The sequence below is a fragment of the Chitinispirillales bacterium ANBcel5 genome (assembly GCA_029688955.1).
GTDB lineage: Bacteria > Fibrobacterota > Chitinivibrionia > Chitinivibrionales > Chitinispirillaceae > Cellulosispirillum > Cellulosispirillum alkaliphilum.
The window spans coordinates 17,420-36,314 of record JARUKZ010000023.1 but is presented as its reverse complement, the minus strand read 5'-3'; the positions used below and the strand labels follow the sequence as shown (position 1 = coordinate 36,314).

The 18,895-nt window shown below is 42.0% G+C and carries 7 protein-coding genes; all 7 read right to left on the bottom strand.

Features of this window, described 5'->3' with window-relative positions; all coding sequences use genetic code 11:
• Positions 1–46: 46 nt before the first annotated feature.
• The gene (locus QA601_12630) at positions 47–1,522 is read right to left on the bottom strand and encodes a hypothetical protein (GenBank protein MDG5815929.1); all 1,476 of its coding nucleotides are present in this window, start codon (positions 1,520–1,522) and stop codon (positions 47–49) included.
• A 13-nt stretch (positions 1,523–1,535) separates the two neighbouring features.
• A complete protein-coding gene (locus QA601_12625; protein ID MDG5815928.1) occupies positions 1,536–3,833 on the bottom strand; it encodes a hypothetical protein in 2,298 nt (765 codons plus the stop codon).
• A gap of 25 nt (positions 3,834–3,858) precedes the next feature.
• On the bottom strand, positions 3,859–7,104 hold the full coding sequence (locus tag QA601_12620) for a hypothetical protein (protein ID MDG5815927.1): 3,246 nt from the start codon (positions 7,102–7,104) through the stop codon (positions 3,859–3,861).
• Complete coding sequence (locus QA601_12615; GenBank protein ID MDG5815926.1) at positions 7,101–9,746, bottom strand: hypothetical protein; 2,646 nt, start codon at positions 9,744–9,746, stop codon at positions 7,101–7,103. The genes QA601_12620 and QA601_12615 overlap by 4 nt, the downstream gene beginning before the upstream one ends.
• Before the next feature lie 652 nt (positions 9,747–10,398).
• The gene (locus tag QA601_12610; protein ID MDG5815925.1) at positions 10,399–13,020 is read right to left on the bottom strand and encodes a hypothetical protein; all 2,622 of its coding nucleotides are present in this window, start codon (positions 13,018–13,020) and stop codon (positions 10,399–10,401) included.
• Positions 13,021–13,479: 459 nt separating this feature from the next.
• A complete protein-coding gene (locus tag QA601_12605) occupies positions 13,480–13,764 on the bottom strand; it encodes a hypothetical protein (protein ID MDG5815924.1) in 285 nt (94 codons plus the stop codon).
• 743 nt (positions 13,765–14,507) lie between these two features.
• On the bottom strand, positions 14,508–18,521 hold the full coding sequence (locus QA601_12600) for a BspA family leucine-rich repeat surface protein (GenBank protein ID MDG5815923.1): 4,014 nt from the start codon (positions 18,519–18,521) through the stop codon (positions 14,508–14,510).
• Positions 18,522–18,895: the final 374 nt, after the last annotated feature.

Below are 18,895 nucleotides of genomic sequence, written 5' to 3'. Positions count from 1 at the left end.
TATGCCTCAGGGGCAACAACCTCTTTCTCATGAAATAGTATTCTTATTAATGCACCGGATCAAAATCGATTGGGTCATCGTCTTTGTCATCATCATCCTCATCGTCGTCGCCATCAGACGGGTCACCTGAATCATCTCCATCATCAGACGAGTCATCATCGTCATCTGATGGAACGTGAGGATTTACAGGAAGAAGATATCTAAACGGATCATCATCACTTCCCGGCACATACTCCAAGTCATCCCTCTCCTCGATCCCAATGGTATCATCACCCTTTGCTGGCGAAGAGTGAACGTGGGTCATTTGCACATCTCTAAACCCTGATTCCCCGAATGCTTCAGGGTCTAAGGATAGGCGATATACAACAAGGTATTCCCAGTTTGGATAATCGGGGTTAGGGGTGAAGGATTCATCTGTTTGGGGAGAATTTTCAAACAAATGATAACCATGATAGTTTATGTTATCACAGGTCGATGTTCCATAGGAAAGGATATGGTCAGGGTCACCAATAATAAGATCACCATCACCACCAAAGGGGCCAAGTGCAGCATATCCCGATTCGTTGTTTACTCCTTTTTTATGAATTTGGTCAAGTTCACCATAAAAAGCAGTATCGCCATCGTTGTTTGTGGCAGCAAGCCTCACATGATTACTAGTGACAACATTGTGAAAAGGTCTGTTTCTTCCCCAGCCAACAGAACCTGTACCGTAGGTGTTATCAGTAAAATGGGGATTGAAGATGACATTTATATCGACTGCCTGTTCGGTTACAGCAGTGACAATTTTAACCAAAGGAACAAGTTCTCCGTTCAGTTCACCCCAGTAGATCTGCTCAACACCGTATCTCTCTATCCTCTCTCCCGAACCATCTTCAACTGGTGATGTACCAAGGCTTTCATCTCCCTGAGGAAGTCTTTCCAGTGCGACATCCACTATTTGAGACGCATCGTCTGAGAGCTCAACGTGTTCGCTCCTATACCCTGCTCTTGAGACCCTCATCACGTTACCACTTATTGCAGCACTTCTGTTGGGTGCATCTGTTATACCAATCGGTTTAAGTTGGGCTGTTTGCTGAAGGCTATTAACTCTTGCGGTATACACTGATTGTCCTACAGTTGCCCTTACAAGGCGAATAGTAGAAGCACTAAAAGGATCCACAGGGAAACTATGATCGCCGGCAGCTAAGTCACTATCTACCAAAAGGCGTTCCAGCCTACCGTTCAGGGAAAACACTTCAACCCTTACAGATGCAGATTTATCCATTGAAAGCATAACTCTGCCGTTTTGAAGTCGTACATTTTGCCCCTTTATAGGGTTTGATCTTTGAACACTCAAGGGGCTTATAGTTATCTCGTATTCACCTTCATCGTTGGTGTATACAAATGATTCCAATTCCGGTACAGAAACAGATGCTCCTGCAATCGGCTCACCATCGGTATTAGTTACCGTACCACTAATACTGATTTGTGCTTGAATGGTTGATACAGCCAGAAAAAGCACTGCACAAATGAGTGTAACCATACTGCCTCCCTGTTTAGTCATTGAATTCTTCCAATTCTTCCATTTTTCGTCTTAACATTTCAAGTTCCTCTTCAATTTGATCCTGCTCATTCCTTCTTCTTCTCATGTCTCTTGTTTCTGCCCCCGATCCACTGAGTCTTTTTGCCTGAGCAAGAGCGAACCGTAATTCATCAAATATTGAGCCATAACTTCTAAAAAAGAAGTTGGCTCTATTGTCATGAAATGTAAATCTGTAAAACTGAGTGAACTCTTCCCTAAGTTCATCATGTGTGGTTCTAAGCTGTTCAGTATAATCTCTGTCAACGTTAGCACCTCTTTGAGCAATACTTACAAACTGATCAGCAAGTTTTAAATGATCTGATCTGTTCTGTTTGTATTGTTGAGTTATTTTTTCCACCGAATCAGCACTGGCAAGTGTATAAGCAGCCAATTTATCATAGGCCCTCTCAAAAACTTCAACGGCATTTGAATACTGCTGCTTCATCAAATACCCATACCCTTTAATTAAACCGGCTTCACTTTTGATCACCGGATCTTCTGTTTGAGATGCTAAGCTTTGCCCGGTTCTTATGCAATCCCGCCATTGTTGTGCTTTTAGAGCAGTCCACCCCAGTCCCAGCAGCGCTTCTTCATAGTACTTGCTATTATCAGGCACCATCCTCAATGCAGTAACAGCTTTTGAATACTCCTCATTTTCATAAAACAGGTATCCGGCAAACAGACACGATCTGTTTGCTATTTCCCGCTCTATTTCAGTTGGAGTCGGTGAATTAATACTGTTTTCAAGGCTTTGGATAATAACACTGTCAGGAGCACCTGTCAAAAGAAGTGCTATAGCTTTACTGTGCGATGCAAAAATATAGTCAGGGTGTTCAGGAGAGATAAGTTTAAATTCTCTCACAGCTCTCTGCGGATCATCCATAGAGAGAAAATTCTGACCCATAAGATAGGATCCATGAGCTCGCAATGAATCAGAAACATTCGGTTGATTCAATTCTACATAATAATTTCTTAATGCACTGCTGTTGTTCTGACGATAATGAATTCTCATTAAACCAAGATTAGCATTTGGAACAATGGTGCTTTGAGAATAATTACTTCTCGTTTTTTCGTACATTTTAATAGCTTCATCCTGCATATCAAGTTTTTCAAGAGATGATCCGGCATGGTAGGTAACCAGGTCATTAAGATGAAATTCCGGGTGTTCAGTTTTTATTCGGGCAAATATTAAAAAGGCATCCCAATGATTTCCTCTGTTATAAAGGTGCATTGCCCGGTTATATAATTCATTTGGAGACATAGTAAGTAAACGAACCTGGCGTCTTGCGTACAGCTCTTCTCTATGCAGACCAAAATCGTACTTAAGATAGGCCGATTGAGTACCACTGAGATTTATGTTATTTTCATCATGGTACTGATAGGTAAATTCAAAATCTCTTCCCCTGTTTAGGTGAGGTATATTAAAAGCCGCAGCAACACCCCATGTATCCAGAGCCCTTCCTCCGGTAAATTCAAGAAATCCTTTCAGTCCTATATATTTAAGCGGCCATACTCTCCAACCGGCAACGAGATCCCATTCTGCCTGTCTGCTGCCAAGAAAATCGTCAGGGTTTGCATGAAAGTCTTTGACATTTAATGCCACATCAAATTCCAGCGCTCGACGAAGAAAAGACATAGAATAGTTTACCCTCAACATAGGAGAGAGTGTAATTCTATTAAGATTTCCCATTTCAGGCAAAGGAATATTTTTGTAAGTTAACCCAACAGTATGAGCCCCAAACAGCTGGTGTAAAAAGAGTCGATACGAAAGTCCTACATCAAGACCAAGGTTAAAATCGGGATCGAGTCCAAAATTTGATTTATAAGTGAAATTAGCATTAGCACCAAATAGCAATCCTCTCCATAGATGTGTGGCATAGGATAACATAAAATGAGAATTAGAATGGCTGCTTGATTCTCCTTCTAAAATGATTCCCATGTCATTCTCGATCCAATTCTCAACCGGTTTACCATTTTCTCCTACTACTGTTAATCCAAGAGTATGATATAATCCTAATGGTAATGTCAGTCCGATTTCATAAAGAGTCGCGATATCTTGTCCCGAAAGGGTCACAACCCCCCTTAAAGACGGGTGAGACTGTTCCTGAATGATTGAAGGATTGTTCACGGGTGATATATCAGAGAAAAAAGCTCTCCATCGTTCAGTAACCAGATACTCTCCTGGTAAACCGTCGGCCCTGACTTCCATAACGGTAAAAATTAGCGCAAATGGTAAAAACCAGATCAGTTTATTTACTATTGCTTTTTTCATATCACCTTCTGCAGTTTCTTAGTTCTCAATTATTGATCACACCGACTTTTGCTGATTTTACCGAGCTTTGTTCAAAAAGATCAGTTATTTCAACTATTATCAAATAAGTACCTGTACCTACGCTCTGTCTGTTGTTTCTTCTGGCATTCCATATATGATAAACTCTGTTTTCGGTGCCGACCGTCCCCTCTCCTTTATCAACTACATTTCCAAGCGCATCATACACAGTAAATTGCGCTTTTATGCCACTTACAATGGATGCTCTGGATAGTGGTTCAACAATCGCGACAATACCATTTCTGTTATTTAATCCATAATTCTGTCGTACAGATTCAGGGATATCGGATTTCCCTGGAAAGAAAGGATTAGGGTAAACAAGTAATCTAAAGTCCTGAGGATGAGGCTGTACAGTTAAAGGAGATATTCTGCTTGAAGAGTCCTGCACATTTTGCGCTCTATCGGTAATATTTGATGACGGGTCGATAGTTATGGAATCAGACAACGCTGGAAACGGCGTACCAATTATCTCAATAACACTGAAAACATATCCCCCTTCTGAATTTTTATACTCAAATTTCAAATCCATGGTGTATTGTTCACCTTCACTGTCAAAGAATGTGAATGGAGAAAGAGAAAAAGAGGTCTCTACTTCTTCAGAAAATTGTAAAACCAGGGTGTCTTTAAGTTCATCGTCATCATCGGAAGGGATAAAAAGAGCGTCTGTTATAATAGGCGCCATTCGATCTTTTATGCTTATATTTGCTTCACTTATTATTACACCACGTTCTGTTCTCAGTTCTGCTACAGAGAGTACATCTTTTGAATCTACCCCTGTTTGTGGTTCCACATCACCCTGTTTTACTTTTATTGTAAAACCTGAATCTGTTAAAACCACATCTTCATCTGAAAAGCTAAATTCGCGGTGAGCCGGGAGCGTAATGGAGGATATGAAATCCTGAAGCGTAAGGCTATCAAGTTTCCTATCGGTCGTAATACTTATCAGATCAATAAATCCATCTCTGCTTTGGTCATAGTAATACGCATTCACTGCACTGTGATAGATCCTGTAATCAAGCATTACGTTTCTGTTCATTGGATTACGCTGAAGGTTTTCAATTGTATCGCTTACAGGACTCTCGGTATTTATTCTCACCGAATCTCCTGCCTGAGGAGATAATGCTGCGACAGAAGAAAGCACAGTAAAAGTAACAGTTTTCCCTTCTCTTTCCCTCTGCTTAACATGCTGAATATATTGCTGAGCGTTTTGTTCAAAAACAAATGGCTGTTCTGTATCAATATCTTCTATATGCTCAGAAAAGGTAACTACAAGAGTATCAGTTGCGCCTTCGACATCATAATATATCGCTTCAACAATTACAGGAGCCATACTGTCAGCAATAGCAACTTCTGTATGCGGAAAGAAACCGCCTGAAGGCATTTCTGTTCTGCTTACAAATAATCTTTCCCCTGGATACAATCCGGTAAAAGGCACTGAATCATTGCTTGTTATATTCACAAGAAAACCATCAGGATCACTGGTTACCGATTCTATTGTTATGTTTCTATCTGTTCTAAGGGACAGAGATTCTACAATTAAAGAGCACTCCTGAGCATTTAGACGTTCTGTACTCTGAATTATCTTAATGACATCAGGATGACCATCTCCTTTTGTATCCAGATAATAGGCCTCCTTAACTTCCAAATCCCGTTGAGGTACAATGGGAAGAGCCGTTCGTATTGTATCAAGAGGTAGAACAGGGTTGCGATAAATAATAATCAGACTGTCTCCTGATTCTGTTTGGAGAATATTGTCGTCTTTAGGAGGACCATATTCCCTGGCGAATTCACCAGACCAGTAGCTTCCTCTGTTAAAAAGATTTAAGGTAAGTGAATCGGTGCTGGAAGAATTTTTAACCAATAAGTCAACACTATCCTTTTCCTCCCACAAAGGGTAGTATCGTACTTCAAGGTTTTTCATCGCTTCTTCAACGGTGTAGATTTTATTACCCCTGTGATATACCCCAATGCTGTCCCTGGACCAGCAGGTAACAGTCTCCACATCGGGATTTTCACTCTGTTTTACTACAACAGAGAATTCCCGCGTTCTTTGGAATGGAGGTGAAGTAGTCTCAAACTCGTAGGTATAACTAATATCCATTTGAGTATACTTGCCCTGCAAAGGGAAAAATGGTTGGGAAAAATGGGCATCATTGTCATCAAACGAGAGTGCGTCAACCCCGTTTATGGTCATTGCTACTGGTGTGCTTCTGTAATAGCCCATATCCGGTTCAATCCAGGGAGACAGTTCTGTGAGAAAATTGTCTATCAACCCCTCCTGATTGCTTGACTGAAGCCAAATACTGCTTCTGGGATTTGAAGAGGAGTAATCGTTTTGCCGTATGTTTTCAGTCATATCCTGAAGCGATTCAGGTATGGGTTGACGTACATTAACAAAGAAAGCGGTAAATGTAGTAGGCAATCCATCTCCGGCGATATAGTCAAAAATATATTCTTCCCTCTCGTCGTCTACATTTTGTGCTTCACCATCAGAGAGAAATATTATAAACTGTCTATCGGGTGGGTTTGCAGCAGTTTTAAAGGCCTCACGAGCTGCTTCAAAGCCCAACGTGATATCAGTGGAGCCACTGAAGACTTCTCCCAAGTAAGTAGATCTGCCGGTATTGTCATAATTACCATTTACCAGCTTAAAAAGCCCTCTGATATCCCGTTCTGTATCCGAGAGTTCGATTGATGATTTTACCTTTTCGCGACCCGTTATTTCCCCAACAGAGTCATTTAACCGGGTCAGCGGAACATAGGAATCATGCCAATCGCCTTTTTGATTAAGCTGCACATAAAAGGGATCATCCTCATGACTGTGCAGAAGCTGATTCGCAAACACTGCAACCCCTACTTCTGAAGCAGGAGAGCGCTCATAGATTGTATCTATAAGCGCTCTTGTAAGCCGGTAACGTTCATTGGTTGAATCCATAATAGCCATACTTCCCGACTGATCTATAACAAAAAACACCGAAACGGTGTCAGTTTGTCCGGGTATAAAGCCACCGCCTTCATGTATCGAATCGGGTGAACAGTGATCAAACTGTGCTGAAAGGACTACAACATCCTCTGCAACACGAACAGTGTCTCTGTCCCAGTATAATGGACAATCCACTCTTGCCTCACAGAGTTTATCAGCATTAACAACAAAAACAGCACATATACCCAACAACACACAAATAGTTACTACCTGTGTTCGTATTTGGTTCATCGTCTGACTCCGATCCTCACATTTTTCCTTTCATCCAATTCTCTATCATCACTGATTTGTAACACAGCCTGATACGTTCCGGTACCAACTACCCGACCATTACTGTTTCTTCCATCCCAAACCAGATACAGTCGTGTATTATCATTATCAGGTATAAGCCTTACATCAGATACTACAGGGTTTTTTACCACATCATAAATACTTGCTTTACCCCCAAGTGTAACTTGTCTTCTAAGAGGCTCTTCCGGTTCAATAACCACAACCTGACCATACGCAGGAAGCTCTGGATCAAGAGCTCTAATAAATTGAGGTACTTTAGATTTAGAGGGTTGGAATGGATTGTTTATCACTCTGACAACAACAGCGTACGGCTTACTTTTTACCTGCATTAAAACTCTTCTGTTTAAAGGGTTGCGCTGATAATTTCCCTCTATATCTATAACATCTGAAGAGAAATCGATCCATATAGAATCATTACTGCTTACATCCAACACATTTACAATATCAGTTACGGGGAACCTGAAAACAACATTATCTTCGGTATTAGCAGGATCGAGCAGTAAATGGTACTGCTCACCCTGAGAGGTGCTCAGTCTAAAGGGCTGATTATCTGAGGGAGTATGTATCTGCTCTGAAAAGGAAATTACCAGCGTATCCGTTATGGTACCATCTGTTAAAAATCGCGCATTTAAGATCACCGGGGCTATCATATCTTCCACATCAATAACAGCAGATTGTATCAACCCACCATTGGGGATTACACCACCTGTCACCACTATCTGATCAGCGTCCCTTACACTTGTTTTTGGTTTTTCACCCCGCATTTCCCTCACATGAAGAGCTATCCCACCCCCTACCGAAGAAACTGAGTCCAATTCAAAGTTACGAAACGAGGGTAACAGTAGTTTGGATGCAACAGAATCTGCTTCCTGATCTGTTAAAGAATGGTTAACTGAAACGAAAATGCTGTCGATGAATCCGTCGGCACTGTTGTCATAGTACGCGGCTCTGTCGATTTCAATCTGACGACTCAGATCGAAAGGAAGCGATAGCCGAATGGTGTCCAGTGGAAGATCCGGGTTACGGTAAACAACAAACAGACTGTCAGAGAATCTATGCTGAAGAATCCCATCATCAGGAACAGTCTCACTAATTTCACGTCTGAATCTAACCAACCATGTACCATCATCCTGTTCTTTAAGGTCAAAGACTTCAAGATCAACCTGTTCTTTAAAATTGCTCACCGTAACCTCTACCTGAGAGGGTTCCTGTGTTCCGGGATCAAATACCACTTCAAGGGTATCCATATACTCTCGCACCACATTGACCCTTGAGCCCTGGTACCGTACACTCATATGGGACCGGTCCCAACAATTAATACTGAAACCATTAGGCATTTCAGCATCATCTGTACGGTTTAGGTAAATAGTAGAAATATAGGTTGTATCTTTTGTCTCCCCGGTTTTAAAATGCTCCAGTTTATAACTAATTTCCAAGTTCAGCCTGGTCTTTGATGGCTCCAGCGGGTAACGACTGGCAAAAAGAAACTCACCGTACTCAGTACGACTTAAATAGGGGCTGTCATTAAGAATTAAATTTTGTGGTATACCGGATACTACATTTAGAAAGGGGCGCATGATCTGATCTTTTAACAGATTCATTAGCAGATCATATTCAGTCTGTACAGCCCAGATATCGCTAAGAACATTTTTTCTTGTATACCCGCTGTTTCTAATATTTTCTGTCATTTCTATGAGAGAAGGGGGAGCCTGTTCATCTTTAGTAAAAAAGACGGTAAATGTGGTCGGGACATCTACTCCCTGCACGTGTTCCCATTCACTTCCCCTGGGCCGGTTGGCTTCGCCATCAGATAAAAATATTACAAAACGGTCATCAAGTGGAATATCGGTATTTCCAAATGCCTCTTTAGCAGCATCAAAGCCGCTGTTAATATTAGTAGATTTGGGCATAGTAAATTCGGGTTGATAGACCAAATCCACAAATTCGTGTTCATAGTAATGAAGAATAGTATCTACTGCTTCACCATCGTCATTATAAATAATTTCACCTTGTATATAACTGGTATCCTTTACCTCTGTTTCAAGCAGTTCCATTAAAATTTCGTATCCCAGCCTGGCATGTGGGCCAGCACCATACGATTCATTCAGTCTTAAAAGAGGCATATAGGAAGCGGTAGGAAACTCCGGGGACCCCATTTGCTGTACAAAGGGATGATTGTCGGAGTCTAAGTAGAGGTGTTCACCAAATATGGCTATACCCACCTCTGCATCAGGTATGGTTCTGTGTAGTGTATCAATAAGATCCCGGGTAACGGTGTACCTGGTTCCCATTGGATCCATAGGATAATCGGGATACTGCCAGTAATGATACATCATTGAGCCGGAGTGATCTATTACAAACATGATGGCTGGTGGGTTGGTATCTCTTACCATCCCCTCCTCCACCTCGAGTAGGTCACATGCCCGTATTCCTGCCGAAAGCGCTACAACACTGGTTGGAACATCAACGGTATCACCATGGAAATCCTCAGGACACCCCTCAAAAACAATTTCGCAGAGTTCGTTTCCGGATAAAACGTTTAAACTCAGACAAAACAGAGCTAGTAATGCAGCTTTAATCATCTTTACCCTTTCAACCTTGCACGTACACTTCTGTCGGTTGCAGACTCTATACTATATTAACTATGCAATTAAAGCCTTTTAAATATCAACACCACCTACTCCCGGCATAAAGCTCCCAAACAGGCTAAAATAGGTGTTTTTACCACAAGGTGTTGTCTCAAATGACCACACAAAAATTGTTTTCTCTTACTTACCCGTAAATATATCTACTATATTCAGATAAATTATAAAAAAACAGAACAGTATTCTATGTTTAACTATGTTATGTGCACTCTTTTCGTTGAAAAAAGTATCACTATTTTTATGAACCTTAACAAGTCTGTGGTTAGTTTTGTGCTCAACTTTTCTCTTTAGGTAAAATTTTGCATAGTAAATGGTGTTTATTTAACAAGCAAATTCCTGTCCAAATTTTTATTTTATTTCATATCAACAACTTACATACATACACCCTCTTTTTTGAACTAAAATCTGAGGTGTGTACACCCCACCATCAGCTTAAAAGCATCTACAAAAAGCTTATCTCATTGATATTGTTTCAGTTAGATACATGAATTATAATGGGGTGAATAATCTACATGGAATTAAAGCAGTTTTTGTCTCCCAAAAATAAGTTATGTAAACAGCATAAATTGCCGTATGCAGCTTACATAACTTATTGCCTCACTCCGATCCGCACGGTTTTCCTTTCATTCAATCCCTGATTATCGTTGATTTGAAAAACAGCCTGGTATGTACCACTACCAACTTTGCGACCGTTACTGTTTCTTCCATCCCACACCAGATACAACCTGTTTTGACTCTCATCGGCTAACAGTTCGATATCGGTTAGTACTGGGTTTTTAACCACATCATAAATGAAAGCTTTGCCTTTGAGGGTAACATTTCTTCTAAGTGTCTCCTCAGGCTCGATAATCACCACCTGCCCGTACAGAGAAAGTGTTGGATCGAGTGCTCTGATAAATTGAGGTATTTGTGATCGCGAAGGCTCGTAGGGATTGTTGATCACCCGGGCAACCAGATTATATGGTTTTATTTTCACATTCAGCAAAACTCTTCTGTTTAAGGGGTTACGCTGATAATTTGAAGCTTCATCCCTGATATCGGAAATAAAATTGATCCATATAGAGTCGTTGTTATTCACAAATGTAACATTTCTAATGTTAGTTACAGGAAATCTGAAAACGATGTTGTCGGTAGTTGCTGCAGAATCAAGCACTAAGTAGTATTGTTGATTTTCAGAAGTACTCAACAGAAAGGGTTCATTATCAGAAATGTTTTGGACCTGTTCAGAAAAGGTGACAATTAAAGTATCTGTGATAGAGCCATCGGAAATAAACTGAGCACTTAAAATGACAGGTGCTACCATGTCTTCCACTTTTATAACAGATGATTCGATAAGCCCCCCATTTGGCATCCACCCACCTATTACAACAACCTGATCAGCTTCAGTGATACCTGTCCGTGGCATTGTACCGCCCTCTTCCCTCACATGAAGCGCTACTCCACCCCCTACAGAAGAGACAGAATCTACTTTAAATCCCCGATAAGCCGGGAGTATGAATTGAGAGGCAAAATGATCAGCCTCTTCATCTGTTAAAGAGTGACTGGTGGATATAAAAATACTATCGATAAACCCATCTGCACTGTTATCATAGTAAACGGCTCTGTTGATTTCGATTATGCGGCTGAGTTCAAAGGGAAGCGCCAGACGAATGGTGTCAAGAGGGATATCAGGGTTACGATACTCAACAATAATGCTGTCGGACAATTTGTGCTGCAGAACTCCATCATCCACCACAGGATTCTCACTTACCAAACGTCTGAATCTGACCAGCCATGTTCCATCCTCCTGCTCTACAAGGTCAAACACTTCCAGATCACTCTCAGTTTCAATTGTTTTCACCTGAACCTGAACTTGTGAGTGTTTTTCTGTTCCTGGGTCGAAAAAAAGTTCAAGTGTATCCATGTACTCTCTTACCATATTTATTCTTGAGCCTTCATATCTGACACTTAACTGAGGTCGATCCCAGCAAGTGATACTGAAACCATCGGGCATACCGATATCTTCCATACGATTCAAGTATATAGTGGATATGTAAGTAGTATCATTAATTTCCCCGGTTTCAGGGTTTTCTATTTCATAACTTATCTCTAAATTTAACGTGGTTTTTTGGGGGTGCAGTGGATACCGCTCTTCCCAGAAAAACTCCCCGTCATCAGTACGCCTTACGTAGGGCCTGTCATTATAAACGAAATCATAGGGGAAACCGGATTCTACACTAAGAAAGGGCCGCATTACCTGATCTTTCAACAGATCCATTAAAACATTATACTCAGTTTGTATAGCCCATATGTCGCTGTAGAAATTATTTGCTGTGTATTCACTGTTTCTAATATTTTCTGTCATTTCTATTAGTGAGTTTGGCGGTTGTTCATCATTAGTGAAAAATACGGTAAAGGTGGTAGGAACATCTACTCCCTCCACATGCTCCCACTCATTTCCCCATCTGGGACGGTTAGCCTCTCCATCTGAAAGAAATATTACAAACTGATTATCTGTTGGTATATCGGTATTCCTGAAGGCATCCTTGGCAGCATCAAAACCACTGTTTATATTGGTAGATTTGGGCATATCAAATTCCGGTTGATAAATTAAATCGGCAAACTGATATGAAAACCCATCATGAGCAGTATCCTTCATTTCCACCTCAATAAGATCCATCAGTATCTCATACCCAAGCATAGCAGTAGTGTCGCTACCGTAGGTTTGATCTAATCTCATTAAGGGCATATATGAGGCGGTAGGAAAACTTCTGGTTCCCATTTGCTGTACATGAGGATGGTTATCGGAATCTAAAAAGAGATGTTCACCAAATATCGCAATCCCCACCTCAGCATCAGGAATTGTTCTGTGAAGAGTATCAATTAAATCCCGGGTCACAGTGTACCTGGTACCCATTGGATCCATGGGGTAATCGGGTAACTGACTGTAGTGATACATCATCGAACCTGAGTGGTCAATAATAAACATGATAGCCGGTGGAGTTGTATCTCTGATCATTCCTTCTTCTACCTGCAAAATATCACATGCCTGTATACCGGCAGAAAGTGCCACAACACTGGCAGGAACATCGATTGTATCACCATGAAAATTTTCAGGACAACTCTCAAACACAAGCTCGCATATTTCATTTCCAGAAAAGACATTAAAATGTAGCAGTAACAGAACAATTGTTAACCTTTTCACCATTTTTGCCCCGGCATTTGAGTACATACCATACTCCCATTCTAAGTACATTACTTTTTAAATTAAACTACTACATTCACACTCAAGTTTCTAAAAAAAACATAAAACATCTTCCAAATCGGTCCAAAATGTTCAATACCTTAAAACAGTCAGTATATAAATATAGCCGAAAGATAAGAATGTAATGGTAAGAAAACGAGAGTTTAGAGTGTAAAAATCTGCGATTGTGAGAAGTTCAATGGATTGTTGAGAAAAAGCAGAGTACCAGATTTTGCACGATATATCAATGCTTGATTCGAATTTTACTCATACATTTTGCAGATTCAAAAATGGTCTTGATTTTATCTGCACAAGGAATGTATATACAGTTTTGCATAGGCAAAGAAAGCAGCAGTTTTGATAAATGTAGGATGATGTTTGCACAAGCAGGGCAAAAGGTAGCCCTCTAAAGCACCTTGGCAATCAATGAATGATCATAAATAGGTGCTATTTTACTGCTCTTATTTTTATACTTTTACTCTGTCCGGTTTTAAGAAACACACCCGAAGCACTTCTTTTATCTATCTTCCTGCCAGACAAATCATAGACAGTGTTATTTGAAATTGATCTCTGAGCGGCTGGTATGTTTCTATTGCGGTTGATAGAGATACTGCTCTGATCATTTTCAACTTCAGCTTTCCACATGTTTCTATCATTGTAGTTTTGCCACACAACTACATTTTCCCATAACTGAGGTTCCCCCATATAACCAGCCATATTTTCACTCACCACAATTTTTCCTTCCGTGTTTAAATTGAGTGCAACTATCTGAGAATTTGATGGGGGTAAAGGCGATACCAAAATTACTAATTATAGATAAAAGGAAAGATTTTTTGGGGCTAAAGGCGATAGACTGGGTCACCCCCGGGCGTCAATGATGAAAGCGTGGAAGGACCCGTTTGGGGGGACCCTTGGGCTATGATCGCGGGAGGAATTTGGAATTTGGAATGAAGGAATGTATCTACACCTCAGCTGGGTATTATTGACAATGCCCTTAAGCAGTTCCTCAAGCGTAGTCGAGAGGCGTGACTGTTCTAATATACGATAAAGATATGGAAATTCACAGATTAGTCCAGGCATCCCAAAATCCTTACTGCCTTAGAAGATACCAGATAGCCCCAAGTAGAGAAACCTGGGGCTAATATAGTAAACCCCTTTGGGGTATTATAGCGACATTTTCAGGCGTAAATTGATCGGCACTGGCATTATAATAACATGAAAGGTTTTCCTCTATCAGCGATGGGTTTCCTACCCTGGCTGATGGTGTCTTGATCTCTCCTCTTAAGCGCTGAAAGCGCGGCATATGATAGCCCGGGGTAAGCCAGTCTTCTGGCGCAGCCCCGGGTGCTGGCGCAAAAAAGATTCCAAGCGCTGAAAGTGCGGGATATTCGTTGATTTTACCGATAAGGCTGAGGAAAGAATGTGACCTCCGTAGCGATAGCTTCTGCGTATGAGGCCAGGGAAAGCTTTGTTTATTATTCCGCTAAACCACCATCTGTAATAGCCCAATTAAAATCGTTTTCAAGTATATTTCGTGCATCTGCTGCATCTGAAGAGTACTGGCTGTTTCCAACACCAAAGCGCACTCCACTCTGAAGATCTTGAGTTGCCCACCCATTAAGCAGGGCATCATAGTTTTCTACAGAAAGGGTAACTCCTTCAAACATCCAGTCCATCATGGTGACACTTGACACATCCCAATTTCCGGTATTCTGGTCAAAGGAGGTGGCACCGTAAAACATACCAGACATATCTGTGACACTTGAAACATCCCACGATCCGATATCCTGGTTAAAGGAGGTGGCACCAAAAAACACAATTCTCATATTGGTAACATTTGACACGTTCCACGACCCGATATCCTGGTTAAAGGAGGTGGCTCCTGCAAACATTTCTTCCATATCGGTGACACTTGAAACATCCCATAAACTGATATCCTGGTCAAAGGAAGAGGCATAAGAAAACATTCCCGCCATATTTGTTACACCGGAGACATTCCACTCCCCGATATCCTGGTTAAAGGAAGTGGCACTTGCAAACATAGACGCCACATTGGTAACCCTTGACACATCCCACGACGCTATATTTTGGTTAAAGGATTCAGCTCTGTTAAACATGCCAAGCATACTATTGACATTGGAAACATCCCACCGCCCGATATTCTGGTCAAAGGAGGTGGCACCACTGAACATTTCCTCCATTGTGGTAACACTGGAGACATTCCACGAGCCGATATTCTGGTTAAATGTCCAGGCACCATAAAACATATAAGCCATATTGGTTACACTGGAGACATCCCATGAGCCGATATCCTGGTTAAATGATAAGTGCCGATAAAACATATAAGCCATATTGGTTACACTGGAGACATCCCACGCCCCGATGTCCTGGTTAAATCTCCAGGCACCAGAAAACATATAAGCCATATTGGTAACACTGGAGACATCCCACGACCCGATGTCCTGGTTAAATCTCCAGGCACCAGAAAACATATAAGCCATATTGGTAACACTGGAGACATCCCACGACCCGATGTCCTGGTTAAAGGAGGTGGCTTCCGCAAACATGGACCTCATATCAGTAACACTCTCTGGCAAAAAATTCGGTACTTCCTCAAGGTTTTCTGCGCCCCGGAATGCTCCATGTAAAGAGGTAATACCAAGATCACCAAAGTTTGTTACCTTACGCAATTTACTATAACTTGGCACGTTACTTGAACCTATCCGACCATAGTGGGTCAGCTCACCTATAATTGACACTTCGTATTCATTTTCATCGTTATATGTGTGATCATAATCGCCTCTACTGCGAATTGTATCTCTATTGCCATCACCCCAATCAACTACAACATTCACATCACCATTTAGGGGAAGTGCTATAGTTGTTCCTGGCGATAGCTCTGTGTTAAAGACAAGCACCATCGGATGCCCCCATCGGGCAGTTAGTGTTCTATTCTCTGCCGGCATAGTATCAGGCAGTTCAGGTTCCCACCCTTTAAAAAAATACCCCTCACGGGTGGGCTCTTCCGGTGTGGTTATATCCGTGCCAAAGTCCTGAGTTATTGGATCGATTTCAGTGCCACCATTACTGTCAAAAGTGATCGTGTACTGGTTTATCTGCCATTGAGCATAGAGTGTTAGCCCCTCTGTTCCCATGATAAACTCTGCTCCATCCTCATAAGCATCACCGCTACCATCGGTTTCGGTATTCCAACCATCAAAAGTGTGACCTGTACGGCTAAACTGGTTTGAGTCAAGAGGTGTTGTTTGGTCGGTGGCAAGTATCTGCGGATCCATTACGCCACTTCCCCCATTAGCATTGAACGTTATGGTGTTTTCGTTTGCACTCCATTGGGCGGTATGCTTAATATTCTCAGCAGGCATGGTCTCAGGAAGCTCAGGCTCCCAACCTTCAAAGGCATAACCCGCACGTTCCGGGTCATCAGGGGCGCTAACTGCAGTACCAAAATCCTGAGTCATAGAATCGACCTCAGTACCACCCTTACTGTTAAAAGTGATCGTGTATTGCTTGACATTCCACTGGGCGTAGAGGATTACATCCTCTGCTCCCATGGTAAACTCTGCTTCATCCTCATAAGATACACCACTGCCATCGGTTTCGGTATTCCAACCATCAAAGCTATAACCTGTACGGTTAAACCGGTTGGAGTCAAGCGGTACTGTTTGGTCAGTGGCAATAATCTGCGGATCCATTACGCCGCTTCCCCCATTGGTATCGAACCTTAAAGTATTATTATTTGCATTCCATTGAGCATAGAGGATTACCCCCTCTGTTCCCATGGTAAACTCTGCTTCATCCTCATAAGATTCACCACTGCCATCAGGTTCGGTATTCCAACCGTTAAAGGTGTACCCTGCACGGCTAAACTGGTTTGAGTCAAGAGGTGCTGTTTGGTCGGTGGCAATAGTCTGAGGATCCATACTCCCTGAGCCATCATTGGCATCAAAGTTAACGGTATTGGGAAGTGGTGTCCACTTTGCATAGATTGTACGATCATGTTCTATCGCGATTTCCTGAAAATCAAATAAAGCGGTAAGGCTTCTGTCTCTGTACCATCCACTGAAACGGTACCCTTCCCTCTGCGGTACATCTGGCTCTTCTGCATTCTCTCCATGATTAACTCTCTGTGAGTCTACTTCTGAACCACCATTGCTATCAAACGAAACGGTGTACACTTTTGGCTCCCACTGCGCATGTACTATGAGGTCATCAGCTCCCATCTCAAATGTGTCATTGGGATCAAAGGAGTCGCCTTCTCCATCCGGATCGGTATTCCAGCCCACGAATTGATGTCCCGTGCGGGTAAGGCTACCTGCTCCGGCCATAGTAACCTCTGCCCCCTCTTCATAAAGTGCTGTGTCGGGAGCGCTGCCGCCAGTATTGCCGTTTCCATGATAGGCAATAAAAAATACCGGGTCTTCTGTCCACTTTGCCTCTAATGTCAGGTCACCCGTTGAACCACTCTCTATCTGTGATATCCTTACCGAATCCACAAACCACCCAAGAAAACTAAAACCCTCTCTTGATGCATTCTTTAGTGATATAGCTTCAGATTCTATAGTGTAGAACCTGGGATTATCGTCGTGGTTGCTTCCGTTGTTAAGAGTGTAAGAGATTTCGTAGGTAACAACATTCCAGTAGGCAAAAAGGGTAGTGTCGCTGATTATTACTTCTTCTTTAAAATTCCACTCCTCATTCATACTCTGATCACTGTACCACCCTTCAAAAGTATAGCCCTTTCTTTTTTGAGGCTCGGAGGGTTTTTCTAAAATCGCTCCATCAGCAACAATCTGTGTGGTGACTAACGAATCGTAATTATGGTCAAATCTTACCGTGAAACTGTCTGTTACGCTTACCTTAGCCCACCGGGCATAGAGGTATATATCCTCCTCGTCTATGATAAGCGTGTCTCCTGCTTTAACTATCGCGGAGGAGGAGTCGCTATCAGTACTCCATCCAAAAAACTCAAACCCCTCTCTTGTGAGCCCGCCGCTATTACCAAGGACTGTTGCACTCTCGCCGGCTTTGTAGCGCATGGTATTTTGAGGTACATCGCCGGAATCGTGGTCGGAGCTGTTGTATATAATACTGTAACCAGGATAAACTTTCAAATCAAGCTCTGCCTCTCTTCGCACATTGCGTAGAAATTCAACTGTTATTAAGAGTGTATAGGTATCGGCCGAATCGTAGGTGAGGGTCAGCGGTAGGTTTTCATCCCAGTCATCAGTGCTAAGCGTATCAATAGTTTCAGGGTCTCTTGAGTCCCCAAATTCAACAGTGAACCGCTCAATGTAGTTACCACCCTCCAGATCCATTATGACCGTAAAAGGTTCACCGGCAATAATCGGGCTTTCTTCATCATACAGGTATAAATTGAACGAGGCACGTTCCATGGGATCTTGAGGATTTCTACATGATATGCTAAATAAAACAAGTGAGCAGAGCAAAAACAGTAAGAGCTGTCTCATGTTGTAACTCCTCAAGGTAAGCGGTTTGGAATAAAAAAGATATCTGTGACAATATACTAAATTTACGCTCTGATATGAGAATTTCTGATTAAGGGAGGGGCCTCCTACGCTGTAGCTACGGAGGCCAGGGATCCATTTGGGGGGACCCTTGGGTTGTAATCGCGGGAGGAAGGGAAACCACAGATTGGTCAGGTATTCCAGAAATCTTCCTGCCTTAGAAGATGCCAGATCGCCCCAGGTAGAGAATCCGCCCCAGAAAACCGCCCCGGGTAGGAAACCCGGGGCTAATATAAATAACCCCTTTGGGGTATTCTATCGAAGTTCCGAATGTTTGTTTTTGGGCAGGATGTAAATGCCATGATTATAATGATTTG